We start from the raw sequence: 15,060 nt of genomic DNA, 5'->3' as shown, positions 1-15,060 counted from the left end.
CCTCTCACCTTGCTACTATCTGCTTTTTTGATACACAGGTAAGTAAATATCAAAAGCCGTCCCTTTGCTGAGCTCGCTCTTTACATCCATTCTTCCATGGTGATCTTTTAAGATCGTCGCACAGATCGTTAAACCAAGTCCTGTACCCTCTTTTTTAGTCGAAAAGAAAGGATCATATATTTTCAGAATATCCTCTTCGGACATTCCTTTTCCTTCATCTTGAATCGTGATTTTCCATTCATTCATCACTTTTTCTGTTGATATGTATATATTGCCGCCTTCAGGCATCGCCTCGATCGCATTTTTGATTAAGTTAATGAACAGCTGCTTCATTTGATTGGCGTCTGCTAATATCGTGCCAGCATCCTGCTTTTTAAATGGCTGTTTGAGATCAATATTTGAAAGAACGGCATTTGTCTTTAATAAGGTAATCACCTGCTCTAGCAAATCATGGAGCTGTACTTCTTGAAATTGAACCGATTGAGGTTTTGCTAAGACAAGCAGTTCACTTAAAACAAAATCAATGCGTTTAATTTCAGAAAAGATGATATCAAAATAATCGGTTCTTTCAGGATATTGCGTTTTCATCAGCTGCAAAAATCCATTGACTGAGGTGAGCGGATTTCTGACTTCATGGGCAATGCCAGCAGCTATTTGTCCTGCAACAGCCAGCTTTTGTGCCTGCATTTGCAGTTGCTGATTTGATCTTTCAAGTTCAAGCTTTGCCTGCTTTTGTTTCGTGATATCTGCAACCGTTCCAATACCTCCAGTAAACTGGTGCTGTTCATCGAAATAAAGCTTATAATGCACATCTCCCCATACCTTTTTTCCTTCTTTATGGAGAAGCTGCAGCTCCACCCGCCCCTCATCCTTATGCTCTTTGATCACAGACAACAAATGCTGAACGACATGCTCTTCTTGATCAAAGTACTGATTGTACATCGTACCTAGACACTCCTCTATGTCGTAACCCGTCATTTGTTTCCATGCTTGATTTAAAAAAATGATTTCACCTTTTTCATTGGTTTCAAAAACGATTTCTTGCAAGTTATCTGTGATTCGATTCAGCCGCTCTGTCAGTTCGTGTGCTTCTTTTTCTCGTTTATTTAAATCTGATACAATCAAATTCAACCGGTCCACGTAGCCTGAGATGGTCCAAATACCGGCCAAAACAACGACTGTAAAGGCTAGATCGAGCGGCCAATTAATGTGATAGCCGCTAAGATAATAAAAGAAATCCCAGCTCAAAATTAATATAAATGCAAGAACGGATAACAGGATCCGTACTTGATATGTTTTGTTCAAATAATTCCACCTGCCGCCCTGAGATTCTTTGTCAATTGTACCATTTTCCACTTATTTTTTGAGGAAGATGTGGCATTTTTAAGGAACTTTTTTAGAAAAAAAAGCCTGCTCTCAGCACAATGGGAGAGAACAGGCTATTTTTATTTACTGCTGAAGGGCTTCTTGAAGCTCTTTTAGCAGTAGTTCTGCGCCTTCAGCGCTTAATGTAATTTGACCATTTCCATACTCGTGGTTCTCAGAAGTAATCTCACCAGTCATCAGGCAGACGCCCTCTGGCTGATATTTTTTCAAGACGATTTTATCTCCATCTATAAAAAATTCCATACTGTCTTTAATAGCGATATCAAGTGCTCTTCTCAATTCGATTGGCATCACAATACGCCCTAGTTCATCTACTTTTCTTACAACTCCGATAGATTTCAATTTCGTTCCCTCTTTCTTTCATTAGCTCAAGATCAATCTGTTTTTCACCAATTGATATATCGTAGACGTAAGAGGTTCTTAAAAGGTTTCTCCTACATAAAAATTTTTTTCATAATCGTAAAATCAAAGGGAAAATTTATTGTGATTGTCAAAATGAGACTTGAATTTTACAGATTCATTTCAAGGTGATCACAAACCCCCACAAATGACCTCAACCCTCTGAACTTTTAAATGTAAAATTGTTTAAAACAGCAAAAATAGAGATTGGGTGAAAACATGTTTCAAAATGCCGAAATTGGAATTGATTTAGGAACAGCTAACATATTGGTTTACAGTAAAAATAAAGGAATTATTCTCAATGAACCATCCGTTGTGGCAGTAGATACGGAAACAAAAACTGTCCTTGCAGTGGGGTCAGAAGCAAAAGAGATGATTGGGAAAACACCTGGAAAAATTGTAGCGATCCGTCCGATGAAAGATGGTGTCATCGCTGATTATGATATGACAACCGATTTACTCAAACAAATTATGAAAAAAGCAGGAAAAAATATTGGGTTTACCTTTAGAAAGCCGACTGTGGTTGTTTGTACACCTTCAGGTTCAACAGCTGTCGAACGCCGCGCGATTAGCGATGCTGTCAAAAATTGCGGGGCAAAGCATGTGCATTTAATTGAAGAACCCGTCGCAGCTGCAATCGGTGCTGATCTCCCGGTGGACGAGCCTGTTGCCAACGTCGTTGTAGATATTGGCGGAGGAACGACAGAGGTAGCGATCATTTCATTTGGCGGGGTTGTCTCTTGCCACTCGATCCGAATTGGCGGAGATCAACTGGATGAAGATATCATTACTTTTGTGAGAAAGAAATACAATTTACTGATCGGTGAACGGACAGCTGAACAGGTAAAAATGGAAATTGGTTATGGACTCATTGAACACGAACCTGAGTCATTAGAAGTACGTGGACGCGACCTTGTCACAGGTCTTCCAAAAACAATTACACTTGAATCAACAGAAATTCAAGGTGCTATGCGTGAATCACTTCTTCATATTTTAGAGGCGATTCGGGCTACATTAGAAGACAGCCCTCCAGAACTGAGTGGTGATATCGTAGATCGCGGCGTTATTCTAACTGGCGGTGGTGCACTATTAAACGGCATTCAAGAATGGCTCTCTCAAGAAATTGTCGTCCCAGTTCATATCGCAGCAAATCCTCTTGAATCTGTCGCAATTGGAACGGGTCGTTCATTAGAAGTCATCGACAAATTGCAAAAAACATTAAAATAATCTTCATGTTCTACTTCTTTTTTCATCATTTCGATCATATCGTGATGAATGGATAAACGTGAAGGAGGAAGAACATGTTGCTTGATTTAGGTAAACGGGTCGTTGTCACAGTCATTTTAACCGGTATTATTTTAGGAGGAATGAGCCTGTCGTTTTCACATATGCCCCCTTCTAATGCACAGCCTGTGAAACAACTGAACCGCTAAAAAAGCCGCACGAAAGCGGCTTTTTTATTTTGCTTCGGGACGGCTCCCCATTTTCCTTTTCGGTCTTAAATCTGATATGATGAACATGACTAAAGGAGGGTTTTTATGAGTTCATTCGAAAAACAACTAGATCAATATGCAAAAACCATCGTTGAAGTAGGTGTAAATGTTCAAAGTGGTCAAGAAGTGGTCGTATCTGCGTTCACTGAATCTGTAGACCTTGTCCGCCTTGTGGCAAAACACGCATATGAGCGCGGAGCGAAAAACGTACATATCCGCTGGAGTGATGGTGTTCTGACCCGTTTAAAATATGAACATGCCCCACAAGATGTGTTTGAGCAATTTCCAGAATGGGAAGCACAGATGATGGAAACCATCGCAAAACGTGGCGGTGCTTTTATTACGATCTTGTCAGAAAGCCCTGATCTTCTAAGTGGCATTGACTCGAAAAAAATTGCTTCACAGCAAAAAGCTGCAGGTTCAGCACTTCATACATATCGTCAATACGTTCAATCTGACAAAGTTGCATGGACAGTCGTCGGTGCTGCATCAAAAGATTGGGCGAAAAAGATTTTCCCTGAGCATGCAGATGAAGAAGCTGTTGCATTATTATGGGACCAAATCTTTAAAGTCGCCCGTGCTGACCAGCCAGATCCTGTTGAAGCGTGGAAAAAGCATGATGAATCACTAAATGAAAAAGTAAAAGTATTAAATGAACGTCACTACCACAAGCTGCACTATGAAGCACCAGGTACAGATTTAACGATTGAACTTCCAGAGCAGCATATTTGGGTAGGTGCTGGCAGCGTAAGTGAACGCGGCGTATCATTCATGGCCAATATGCCAACAGAAGAGGTCTTTACCGTACCTAAAAAAGATGGTGTAAACGGGACTGTCTCTAGCACTAAGCCACTTAGTTATGCAGGAAACATTATCGATGAATTTACGTTAACCTTTGAAAATGGGCGTATTGTAGATGTGAAAGCAAAAGAGGGCGAAGACATTTTAACCTCTCTCGTTGAAACAGATGAAGGCTCACATTATCTAGGTGAGGTTGCCCTTGTACCAGATGATTCACCAATTTCTAACTCAAATATCCTCTATTACAATACACTTTACGATGAAAATGCATCCAATCACCTTGCCATCGGCAGCGGTTATGCATTTAATATCGAAGGCGGTAAAGAGATGAAACGAGAGGAACTAGACGCAGCTGGTGTGAACAGCAGTATTACACACGTCGATTTCATGATTGGTTCAAAGGAAATGAATATTGATGGGATCACAAAAGATGGTAAACGTGAACCGATTTTCCGTAATGGAAATTGGGCTTTTTAAAGAAAAAAGACATCCACATGTGGATGTCTTTTCTTTATGTTTATGCATACAGCTCTTGTAGTCTTTTTTGAATCTCTTGATCTGATAAAAACTCATCATAAGTTGTTTGTTTATCAACGATGCCATTTGGCGTCACTTCGATAATACGGTTTGCAACTGTTTCAACAAACTGATGGTCATGAGATGAGAAGAGCATAGCCCCTTTAAAGCTCATTAGACCGTTATTTAGCGCTGTGATGGACTCTAGGTCTAAATGGTTCGTCGGCTCGTCTAACAGCAAAATATTCGCTCCAGACAGCATCATTTTTGATAACATACAACGAACCTTTTCTCCACCTGATAAGACGCTTGCTTTTTTCTTCACTTCTTCCCCAGAGAAAAGCATACGGCCTAAGAAACCACGCAGGAAGCTTTCACTTTGATCATTAGGAGAATATTGACGAAGCCAATCAACAAGATCTAAATCGCTTCCTTCAAAATATTCACTGTTGTCTTTAGGGAAAAAGGCTTGAGAAGTTGTCACGCCCCATTTAAACGTCCCGCTGTCTGGCTCCATTTCACCAGCAAGGATTTTAAATAAAGTAGAGACAGCAAGCTCATTACGGCTTAAGAACGCAATTTTATCCTCACGATTCATAATAAAGCTGACGTTATCCAGTACTTTTACACCGTCAATCGTTTTTGATAGACCTTCTACTTGAAGGACATCATTTCCGATTTCACGCTCTGGCGCAAAATGAACATAAGGATATTTACGAGAAGATGGTTTAATGTCATCTAGCGAAATCTTATCAAGCAATTTCTTTCTTGATGTCGCTTGCTTAGATTTAGATGCGTTCGCACTGAACCGAGCAACGAATTCTTGAAGCTGCTTAATTTGTTCTTCTTTTTTCTTGTTGGCATCCTGGCTGAGTTTTAATGCCAGCTGGCTTGATTCATACCAGAAATCATAGTTTCCGACATACACTTGAATTTTTCCAAAGTCAAGGTCTGCAATATGCGTACATACTTTGTTTAAGAAATGACGATCATGCGATACGACGATGACGGTATTTTCAAAGTTAATGAGGAACTCTTCTAACCACTGAATGGCTTGTAAGTCCAAGTGGTTCGTTGGCTCATCGAGAAGTAGAACGTCAGGTTTACCGAATAAAGCTTGTGCTAAAAGCACTTTTACCTTTTCAGATCCGCCAAGCTCAGACATTTTCTTCGATTGCAGGCTCTCTGGAATGCCAAGACCTTTTAATAGGATCGCAGCTTCACTTTCCGCTTCCCATCCGTTTAACTCAGCAAACTCACCTTCAAGCTCTGCTGCACGAATCCCGTCTTCATCTGAGAAATCAGGTTTCATATAAATCGCATCTTTTTCCTGCATCACATCATATAGACGTTTGTGACCCATGATGACGACTTTTAACACTTCAAACTCTTCGTATTCAAAGTGGTTCTGTTTTAAAATCGCTAAACGTTCACCAGGACTCATATGAACATCGCCCGTTTGAGCCTCAATTTCTCCAGAAAGAATCTTTAAGAACGTTGATTTACCAGCTCCATTGGCACCAATTAGTCCGTAGCAGTTGCCAGGAGTGAACTTAATATTTACTTCTTCAAATAATTTACGATCAGCAAATCGCAAACTAACATTATTCACTGCAATCATTTATTAATCCTCCATCACTCATTCATCAATATGAAGTATAACATGAATAACGATTGATAGAAACGTCTCTCACTAAGAACAAAGGCTTTTTGTCCAATATGGTATAATAAGTGGGAATGTTTTTGTTGAAGGAGTTCGGGCGATTTGAGATTACTCACACTCATGGAATACTGTTTATTGATTTTCTTTATGGGCATTTATTTATCGGCGACTGGCTTTAATGCAAGAGACTTTGGCCTTTATATTGGGCTTGTCCTCATTTACACACTGGTCCATATCTTTTCAAAACGCTTTTTACAAAAGCGCGGAAAAGACAATGTGAAAATTGGATTATTCCGTTCTGTTTTGGCGATTACCGGGTCCGTTTTCGCTTCTGTTTTGGCCATTGTCATCATTGTCACGATGCTCACACCAAATTAAAAACGACCCTACATGAAGGGTCGTCCATTCAAGCACCTTTCTTACGCATTGAGAAAGGTGTATTTATTGTGTTTGTCGAATATCGCCAAATGGGAAGAAAACAAATTCTGATGTGCCGACAATCCGATCCTTTTCAATGAGTCCGAGTCCATTTCGACTGTCCATAGAATTCAGTCTGTTGTCACCCATAACAAAGTAATCGTTTTTCGGTACTTTCACTGGACCAAAATCTCCTGTTAAATGTACCTCATACTCTTTGGCATGTGCCTTGTTCTCTTTTAAATAAGGCTCATCTACTTTTTTACCATTAATGTAAAGCGTATCATCCTTCATTTCAATCGTGTCGCCTGGAAGGCCGATCAATCGTTTGACATAATGAATTTTCTGACCGTCTTTTCCATTAATAATCACGATGTCACCACGTTTGACTCCACCGAGATAGTTGATGGTTTTGTTGACAAACAGCTTTTCTCCATCATGAAGGGTTGGTTCCATTGACTCTCCTTCCACCACATACGGCTCAAAAATAAACGTACGGATGATGAGGACGAGGGCAAGTGCAATTAAAATAGCTTTGATCCATTCAAACAGAGAACTTTTCTTCTCTTTTTTGGCTTGTTTCCCATCAGATTGAATGTCATTTTCGTTTTGTTTGTTTTCTTCGTTCAAAATACTGCTTCCTCCTAAGACTTTCTGCTAAAAGACTTGAAACGCGAATTGAATAACTTTACTTTATCACATGTCATTTAAAAATTCACAAGACAACCATTCAATTAGATATTTTTTCCTAATTTGCTGATGATTAAACAAAAAGAAGCACCGCTCTTCACGATGCTTCTTTTCAAATTAAGCTTCTTGTCGGACTGGTTTTTTTAGAATTCCGAGAAGTAGCGCTGTAACAATGGCACCGATTAAGATGCTGATGATGTAAAGAACTGGATGGTTTGTTACCCAGAAAACGAATAGTCCGCCGTGCGGTGCAGGAAGCGTCACTCTAAAGAATTCTGTTAATCCACCTGCAACTGCTGCACCAATCACAGCCGAAGGAATGACGCGCAGAGGGTCTGCCGCTGCAAACGGGATCGCCCCTTCAGTAATGAACGCAGCTCCCATGAAGTAACATGTAATACCTGCCTCGCGGTCACGTTTAGAGAATTTGTTTCTAAAGATTGTTGTCGCTAGGGCAATTCCTAGCGGCGGCACCATTCCGCCTGCCATAATCGCAGCATGCGGTGCATAGTTGCCAGCAGCAATCATCGCAAGACCAAATGTGTAGGCCGCTTTGTTAATCGGACCACCCATATCAATGGCCATCATACCAGCTAAAATAATCCCCATTAATACAAGGTTTCCAGTACCAAGTGATTCAAGCCAGTGTGTTAATCCGTCCATCACCATTTTAACAGGTGTGTTGACGATGTAATGCATGATAATCCCTGTAAAGAAAATACCGAACAATGGATAGAGCAGAACTGGTTTAATACCATCGAGCGACTGTGGTACAAAAGTGAATACTTTTTTGAGCAGCACCACGATGTAACCAGCAAGGAAACCAGCAATCAATCCGCCTAAGAATCCAGCACCTGCTGCAGAGGCCATGAATCCGCCAACCATACCTGGTGCGAAACCTGGACGGTCTGCAATACTCATTGCGATAAATCCAGCTAATACAGCAACGATTAAGGCAAGTGCATTATCTCCGCCAATCCCTTTTAATACAGCTGCAAATGAATTGAAAGAAGGATCTTTAGGGTCAGCTGAGTTAATTCCCCAGAAGAATGAAATCGCAACGAGGATACCGCCCCCAACAACAAACGGAAGCATGTTGCTTACACCGCTCATTAAGTGCTTATAGAATCCACTTCTTCCCTTGCCTGACGATTCATTTTCATCTTTTGAAGAACTGCCGCCTGAACCTTTATAAATCGGCGCATCTTGATTGATGGCTTTTTCGATCAATTCTTGCGGACGGCGAATTCCAGCTGTCACAGGTACTTCAATGACATGTTTGCCTTTAAAGCGTTCCATTTCAACTTGTTTATCAGCTGCCACAATAATAGCTGGCGCTTCTTCAATTTCTTTTGCTGTAAGGGCATGTTTAATTCCACTAGAGCCGTTTGTCTCAACTTTAATGTCAACGCCCATTTCTTTTGCTTTTTCTTTCAAAGCATCTGCGGCCATAAATGTATGCGCGATGCCTGTTGGACAAGCTGTCACCGCTAAAATTTTAGCAGGTTTTCCCGGTGCAGCCGGTTCCTCTTTGACTTCCTCTTCTTCTTCATCGTCTTTATCATGTGTATTGATAATTTCAATGATTTCATCTTCAGTAGCCGCTTCAAGAAGCTGCTTTCGGATCTCTTCACGCATGAGAAGTGTGGATAAACGAGAAAGTGCTTCTAAATGCGTGTTGTTTGCGCCTTCAGTTGCTGCAATCATAAAGACAAGATGACTTGGCTGTCCGTCTAATGATTCATAGTCTACACCAGCTGTTGAACGGCCAAATGCAATGGCAGGTTCTTTCACACTTGCTGTTTTCGCATGAGGAATCGCAATTCCTTCTCCAATTCCCGTAGAGCTTTGTTTTTCACGATTAACAACAGCTGCTTTGTAGCCTTCTTTATCATTTAATTTACCAGCTGTATCTAATACAGTGACCAGTTCTTCAATAACGGCTTCTTTTTGCTGGCTGTCTAATTGAAGCTTAATCGTATGCTTCGTGAGTAGTTCTGTAATTTTCATGATGACTCCTCCTTTAAATGCGTGTGACTTTTACTTGTGGCAATAATGTATCGACAAGCTCTTTTGTTCCAAGTTCCTCAGAAAATGCTGTAGCACTTCCTGATGTGACGCCAAGCTTAAATGATTCTTCTATGGAAAGGCCTTTAGAAACGCCAGCTAAGAATCCTGCAACGACTGAATCCCCTGCACCAACTGAGTTGATCAGCTTGCCTTTTGGAACATTAGATTGAAAGATCCCTTCCTTACTGAATAAGAGAGCGCCGTCTCCAGCCATAGATACAATGACATGTTCAGCACCTTGTTCCAACAGCTTTTTCCCATAAGGAATGGCTTCTTCTGCAGATGAAATACTGGTTTCAAACATTTCACCTAACTCATGATGGTTTGGTTTCATTAAGAATGGTTTCAGATCTGCTGCTTTTTTTAAGGCTTCTCCAGAAATATCAAGTACTATTCTTACCCCTTGCTTCGCACATACCTCAGCAATGCGCTCATATGTGTTATGAGGCAGTGAAGAAGGAATGCTACCTGCTAATACAACGACATCGCCTTCTGTTAATGAAGTGAATTGGGATAAAAACGAATCGAACTGTGCTTCAGTAATACTTGGACCGAGCCCGTTGATTTCTGTTTCTTCGCCTGTTTTTAGTTTCACATTGATACGTGTATCTTCTGACACCTCATGAAAGGCTGTTTGTAATTGTTCGTTTTGTAAAAAGTCTTGAATATATTTGCCTGTAAAACCGCCAATGAATCCAAGTGCTTTTGATTCAACACCGTGCCGTTTTAAAAGCCTTGAGACATTGATTCCTTTACCACCTGGATATTTTTTGTCATAGGTTGAACGATTTAAACCGCCGACCGCAAAATCCTCCACGTGTACGATGTAATCAACTGATGGGTTTAAAGTAACTGTATAAATCATGTTTTCACTACCTTTATAACCGTTTTTTCATGGTAATTATCGAATGAATCCTCTTTTGCGTCGTTTGTGATAATGGTGGCTTCCTGTAAACTAGCAAAGGTTGAAAACGATATTTCGCCAAACTTTGAGGCATCTGTTAAGATGTAGGTTTTTTTCGCCTGCTTCATGGCTCTTTTTTTAATGAGCGCTTCTTCTGGATCAGGTGTTGTAAACCCTGCCTCGGGATGAATGCCGTTCGTCCCAACAAAGCTTTTGTCAAAACGGTAATTTTCCATAGCTGTCAAAGCTGCGGCTCCCACCATGGCTCCTGTTCGATGTTTCACTGATCCGCCTATCAGGTAAAAAGAAATGCCTTTTCTCATGAGTGCTTCAATGTGCATGACACCATTTGTCACCACCACGATATCTTGATCTGGATCGATAAAGTCAATCATTTGCTGTGTTGTCGTACCAGCATCTAAGTAAATACAATCGCCTTGTTTTAAAAGTGATGCAGCTGCCTCTGCAATCAATGACTTTTCATGAAGGTTTTTGGCAGATTTCTCAAACACATCTGGTTCAAGACGAATACTAGATATTTTAGCAGCTCCTCCGTGAACTCTTTTAAGAAAGCCTTTTTCTTCGAGGGCTGATAAATCTCTTCTAATTGTAGATTCAGACGCATCCGTCATAATCGTTAAGTCCTGTATTTTGATGACATCGTTTTCTTCTAAATAGTCGATAATGAGTTGATGTCTTTCTGGTGTGAGCATTGAAAACACCCCCTTTTGAAAACGTATTCATTTTGCGCGCACCTTTATTGTAATCGCTTTTTTCAACATTATCAATACAAAACAATCAAATACATTCAATAACTATCAAAATCTTTCACAATGGTCATCTTACCTTTATATGTACCATTTGTAAACTGAAAAATATGTGACATTGAGAAGAAAGTCATGATATTAGCATTTCTATCATTTTTCATTTCATTCAATTGAACGAAAAAAAGCCTTTATGCGTTTTGCATAAAAGCTTCAGGTGTGGAGCAGCAGGCAATATATCTCGTTCTACCTTCTTGTCAGCACTTTGAAAGTTAACTTTAGGATTATTCATATCTAAGTGATTCAATCGGATCGAGCCTCGCTGCTTTATTGGCAGGAATCAGTCCAAAAATAATACCAATGAGCATACTAAATAGGACGCCTCCACATACGATTTGCCACGATACAAGAGAAGGCCACCCTGCAAACAGTGACACAAGTGAAGCACCTCCGAAGCCAAGCGCAATTCCAAGTAACCCACCGATCAGTGTAAGGACGACAGACTCAATTAAAAACTGAACGAGTATTTGAGCCCTAGTTGCCCCAAGTGCCTTTCGAATTCCGATTTCTCTTGTTCTTTCTGTGACAGATACGAGCATAATATTCATGACACCAATGCCGCCAACAAGTAATGAGATTCCAGCAATTGAGCCAATGATTGTTGTCATGACTGACGTAATTTGACCAATGCCTGCTGCAATCTCTTCCAGATTGATCATTTCGTAAGCATCTTCTGTATGGTGATTTTCATTTAAGCGTGCAGCCGCACTCTTTCCCACTTCTTTCATTTGATCAGCATGTGCGACTTGAATAGACAACTTATCATATTCTTTCACACCAAATGCAGTTGTCAGCATTGCAAAAGGGACATATATTTCATTCATATCAAATGAAAACAGCCCTTCCTGTTTTGCTAAAACTCCGATCACCTCAACCGGCTGTCCATTCATCCAAATCAACTCGCCTACTGCCTTCTCTCCATTAAACAATTCTTTTTGTATCCCTTCTGAAATAACAGCTGCCCTTCTTCCGCTCCTAAAATCGATTTCACGTAAGTCCTGTCCTTCTGCTATATGTAATGAGTGTACATTCGTGTAGCCTTCATTAATCCCATTGACCGTTGCATCTATTGTTGTATCTTGGAATCTTAATTGCATGCCTTGTGCAGTGGAGGAGGCAACCTGTTTAACCCCATTCAATGCTTGAACACTTTGAATGTCTTCTTCAGTAAATGTGGCTTCAAATAACGCATTAGGATTCGCATTTAACTCCTCATCAGAGGGTGTATAGGTCATATCAATGGTATTGTTTGGCCCTGAAATTGATTCTTTCAGCATTTGCTCTCCGCCTTGACCGATGGCAACGACTGCAATCACTGATCCAACCCCAATAATAATGCCAAGCATTGTTAAAATAGACCGCAATTTATGAGCTAAGACAGAATTCAGCGCTATTTTGATATTTTCAAAGAGTTTCATTCATTGCGTCTCCTTGTATCAATCTATCTTGAACGAGGCGTCCATCTCTTACAACGACTATCCGGTTTGTATACGCAGCTATTTCTTCTTCATGAGTAACGAGCACAACCGTTGTTCCTTCCTCATTGAGCTTTGTAAACTGTTCCATAATCGAGCCGCTCGTTTTTGAATCAAGAGCGCCTGTTGGTTCATCTGCCAAGATGAGCTTCGGCTCATTGACAATCGCACGTGCGATGGCTACTCTTTGCTTTTGACCCCCTGACAACTCGTTTGGCATATGCTTCATTCGATCTGCCAAACCAACCTTTTCAAGTGCCATTTCCGCACGTTCTTTTCTTTCCTTTTGACTGATACCAGCATAAATCATTGGAAGTTCAACATTTCGCCTCGCATTTAATCTAGGCAGTAAATAAAATTGTTGAAAAACAAAACCAATGGATCGATTTCGAATCACTGCCAGTTCTTGATCCTTTGCTGCCGACAGCTCCATACCTTGAAAATGGTACTGTCCGGAGGTCGGGTGGTCCAAACAGCCGATGATATTCATTAACGTTGATTTTCCAGAGCCGGACGGGCCCATAATGGACATATACTCGCCTTTACCAATGACAAGGTCCACATCACTTAATACATCAAATGTCTCCTCAGCGACTTCGTAGCTTTTTGTCACGTTTGAAAGCTGAATCATTCAGCATTCACTTCCATTCCGTCATACATCTCATCTGATGGCTCTGCAATGATTTGATCTTCTTTTGTTAAACCTTTCGTCACTTCAAGATCATGACCTGACGTTTCACCTAATGTCACTCTTACTTTCTTCAATGCATTCTTTTCAACAACATAAACGTATGAACCATCTTTCTCTTTTTTCACGGCTGTTTCAGGAATTGTGAGCACTTGACGCTTGTCCGTTTCAATTTCCATGATCATTTTAAAGCCTGGTTTTGCATCCGGTTTTTTCCCTTTTATTTCAATTTCGACTGGATATTGTACCGTTTGATCACTTGCAGCTGTTTCTGCTGTTGACTGGGCAGGCACAGCGCCCACTTTTTTCACCACTCCTTGCCAGCTCTTTCCGCGAATGACATCAGACGTTACCTTTACTTTTTGTTTCTTTTTGACTTTCATAGCGTCATACTCAGTGATTAAGCCTCGTACGATCATTTTTTTCTCATTGCCAATATGGATCACCGGCTGTCTCTCTTCTAGCTTCCCTGCGCCAGCATCTTGCTCGATGGAGATGACTGTTCCTTCAATTTTGCTATGTATCGTTAAATCTTCTATTTGTGCCTTTACTTTTTCTTGGTTAAGCTCCGCTTGTTTTTGTTCTAATTCAGCAGCTTTGAGTTCGAGTTCAAGCTGATCTCGCTCGTTTTTCGAATCAGAGCCCACCTTTTTTCCCTGATTTTCATCTAATGTATTGAGTCTATTTTGTAATTGTTCAAGCTTTAGTGTACTTGATTCAGCCGCAAGTGCTTGCTGCTGTTCTTCAAGCTCCAGTTCCTTATTTTCATATGTTAGGAGCGGTGTTCCAACTTTCACCTTTTCTCCTTCTTTCACAGCGATATGATTCAGGCTTCCCTTCTCCTCTTCTGTATAAATGAATTGCTCCTCCGAGAATGAAAGTGTTCCAGGCGTCATCACCGTAGAAGTTATTTCTTTTGATGCAAGTTGGACTGTTTTAAATGATGCCGTAGAGGCAGGCTTTGATTGGTTTTTTGCAATATTAAATCCAATAAATAGACCAATCACAATAATGATAATGGATCCGATGATGATTTTCTTTCTCATAAAAACATTCTACCCCCAGCTTAATGACATGTTAATGGTGATTGTGGTTCCTACATATTGAAAAATTAAAGATAATACATAAAAGACACTCACAATAATCCAAGATATTCTTGGCGAAGTGCGGCCGACCTTGATCAATAAAAAGCCTGTTAAAACAAGATTCCAGATCACAAAAAGGTCAATATTTCCTAACACAGCATGCCATGGACCAGACATTCGAATGAATGCGTTTAATGAGGTAACCGTGATATCTTTTGGCACATGAAAAAAAATGATCGCCAAATGAGAAATAATCGTACCAATGATCGTAATAGGCGTGATATACAGTACACCTGAAAATAGCTGCTGAAACGTTGCATCACCTTTTGCTAAAAAGACGATGAACTTGTATACGGCAGTATTAATGACAATCCCAATGACCAGACCAATGAGCGTGATCACATAAACGAAAGGGATTGGTAAAATTAAATCTGCCCACAATCCTTCATTCACTAGCTGAGACAAATAAGTGACAACAACTGTTAATACAAGCACACATGATAAAGGCCACCAAACGAATGGCTGCTCCCACACTCTTTTTAAATGCTCTGATGGTCTTGTGCTTACGCCTATTATTGTGGGTTTTTGAGTTGTTTCTTTCATCAAAGGTCATCCTCTCCATGTGCTGTAAGTATGGAATCGTTTTTTC

At 40.4% G+C, this 15,060-nt stretch carries 15 protein-coding genes; 4 read left to right on the top strand and 11 right to left on the bottom strand.

Going from position 1 to position 15,060, the window contains the following annotated elements; genetic code table 11:
- Positions 1–15 precede the first annotated feature (15 nt).
- Together KVT11_RS03040 and KVT11_RS03035 are read right to left on the bottom strand one after the other, a co-directional pair.
- Entirely contained in the window at positions 16–1,305 is a 1,290-nt protein-coding gene (locus KVT11_RS03040) for an ATP-binding protein (RefSeq protein ID WP_041092430.1), read from the bottom strand.
- A gap of 144 nt (positions 1,306–1,449) precedes the next feature.
- A complete protein-coding gene (locus KVT11_RS03035) occupies positions 1,450–1,728 on the bottom strand; it encodes a transcriptional regulator AbhA (protein WP_017359400.1) in 279 nt (92 codons plus the stop codon).
- Positions 1,729–2,004: 276 nt separating this feature from the next.
- On the opposite strand from KVT11_RS03035, the gene mreBH reads away from it, so the two are divergent.
- From mreBH to KVT11_RS03020, 3 genes are all read left to right on the top strand, one after another.
- Positions 2,005–3,012, top strand: coding sequence for a rod-share determining protein MreBH (mreBH, locus tag KVT11_RS03030; RefSeq protein ID WP_017359401.1), 1,008 nt, complete (start codon positions 2,005–2,007; stop codon positions 3,010–3,012).
- A 74-nt stretch (positions 3,013–3,086) separates the two neighbouring features.
- Positions 3,087–3,218, top strand: a complete 132-nt coding sequence (locus tag KVT11_RS03025; RefSeq protein WP_003210922.1) for a protein YkpC — start codon at positions 3,087–3,089, stop codon at positions 3,216–3,218.
- Positions 3,219–3,323: 105 nt separating this feature from the next.
- Positions 3,324–4,556 (top strand): aminopeptidase, encoded by a 1,233-nt coding sequence (locus tag KVT11_RS03020; RefSeq protein WP_008345134.1) that lies wholly within the window; start codon positions 3,324–3,326, stop codon positions 4,554–4,556.
- Positions 4,557–4,596: 40 nt separating this feature from the next.
- Here KVT11_RS03020 and KVT11_RS03015 read toward each other — a convergent pair whose 3' ends face one another.
- Positions 4,597–6,216, bottom strand: coding sequence for an ABC-F family ATP-binding cassette domain-containing protein (locus KVT11_RS03015; RefSeq protein ID WP_007498620.1), 1,620 nt, complete (start codon positions 6,214–6,216; stop codon positions 4,597–4,599).
- Positions 6,217–6,360: 144 nt separating this feature from the next.
- On the opposite strand from KVT11_RS03015, the gene KVT11_RS03010 reads away from it, so the two are divergent.
- Positions 6,361–6,636 (top strand): hypothetical protein, encoded by a 276-nt coding sequence (locus tag KVT11_RS03010; RefSeq protein ID WP_008345136.1) that lies wholly within the window; start codon positions 6,361–6,363, stop codon positions 6,634–6,636.
- Positions 6,637–6,699: 63 nt separating this feature from the next.
- On the opposite strand, the gene lepB is transcribed toward KVT11_RS03010, so the two are convergent.
- The 8 genes from lepB to yknW all read right to left on the bottom strand — a co-directional run bounded on the left by lepB (position 6,700) and on the right by yknW (position 15,014).
- Positions 6,700–7,272, bottom strand: coding sequence for a signal peptidase I (lepB, locus tag KVT11_RS03005; RefSeq protein ID WP_034647709.1), 573 nt, complete (start codon positions 7,270–7,272; stop codon positions 6,700–6,702).
- Between the two features lie 210 nt (positions 7,273–7,482).
- Complete coding sequence (locus tag KVT11_RS03000; RefSeq protein WP_008345139.1) at positions 7,483–9,375, bottom strand: PTS fructose transporter subunit IIABC; 1,893 nt, start codon at positions 9,373–9,375, stop codon at positions 7,483–7,485.
- A 13-nt stretch (positions 9,376–9,388) separates the two neighbouring features.
- Positions 9,389–10,300 (bottom strand): 1-phosphofructokinase, encoded by a 912-nt coding sequence (pfkB, locus tag KVT11_RS02995; protein WP_017367166.1) that lies wholly within the window; start codon positions 10,298–10,300, stop codon positions 9,389–9,391.
- Positions 10,297–11,052: a DeoR/GlpR family DNA-binding transcription regulator gene (locus KVT11_RS02990; protein ID WP_008345143.1), complete on the bottom strand. Its 756-nt coding sequence runs from the start codon at positions 11,050–11,052 to the stop codon at positions 10,297–10,299. Before KVT11_RS02990 ends, pfkB begins: the two co-directional genes overlap by 4 nt.
- A gap of 335 nt (positions 11,053–11,387) precedes the next feature.
- Complete coding sequence (locus tag KVT11_RS02985; RefSeq protein ID WP_035392183.1) at positions 11,388–12,581, bottom strand: ABC transporter permease; 1,194 nt, start codon at positions 12,579–12,581, stop codon at positions 11,388–11,390.
- Entirely contained in the window at positions 12,568–13,269 is a 702-nt protein-coding gene (locus KVT11_RS02980; RefSeq protein ID WP_017367165.1) for an ABC transporter ATP-binding protein, read from the bottom strand. Before KVT11_RS02980 ends, KVT11_RS02985 begins: the two co-directional genes overlap by 14 nt.
- Positions 13,266–14,372 carry an efflux RND transporter periplasmic adaptor subunit gene (locus tag KVT11_RS02975; protein ID WP_116306807.1) on the bottom strand — a complete coding sequence of 369 codons (1,107 nt, stop codon included), beginning with the start codon at positions 14,370–14,372 and terminating at the stop codon, positions 13,266–13,268. Before KVT11_RS02975 ends, KVT11_RS02980 begins: the two co-directional genes overlap by 4 nt.
- A 9-nt stretch (positions 14,373–14,381) precedes the next feature.
- Complete coding sequence (gene yknW / locus KVT11_RS02970; RefSeq protein WP_116306805.1) at positions 14,382–15,014, bottom strand: YknW family membrane protein; 633 nt, start codon at positions 15,012–15,014, stop codon at positions 14,382–14,384.
- Between the last annotated feature and the right edge of the window lie 46 nt (positions 15,015–15,060).

It is taken from the genome of Bacillus sp. GbtcB10 (assembly GCF_019091365.1).
In the GTDB taxonomy this organism is placed as follows: Bacteria; Bacillota; Bacilli; order Bacillales; family Bacillaceae; genus Bacillus; species Bacillus altitudinis.
The sequence above is the reverse complement of the archived record's forward strand: the minus strand, read 5'-3'. Positions and strand labels throughout refer to the sequence as shown.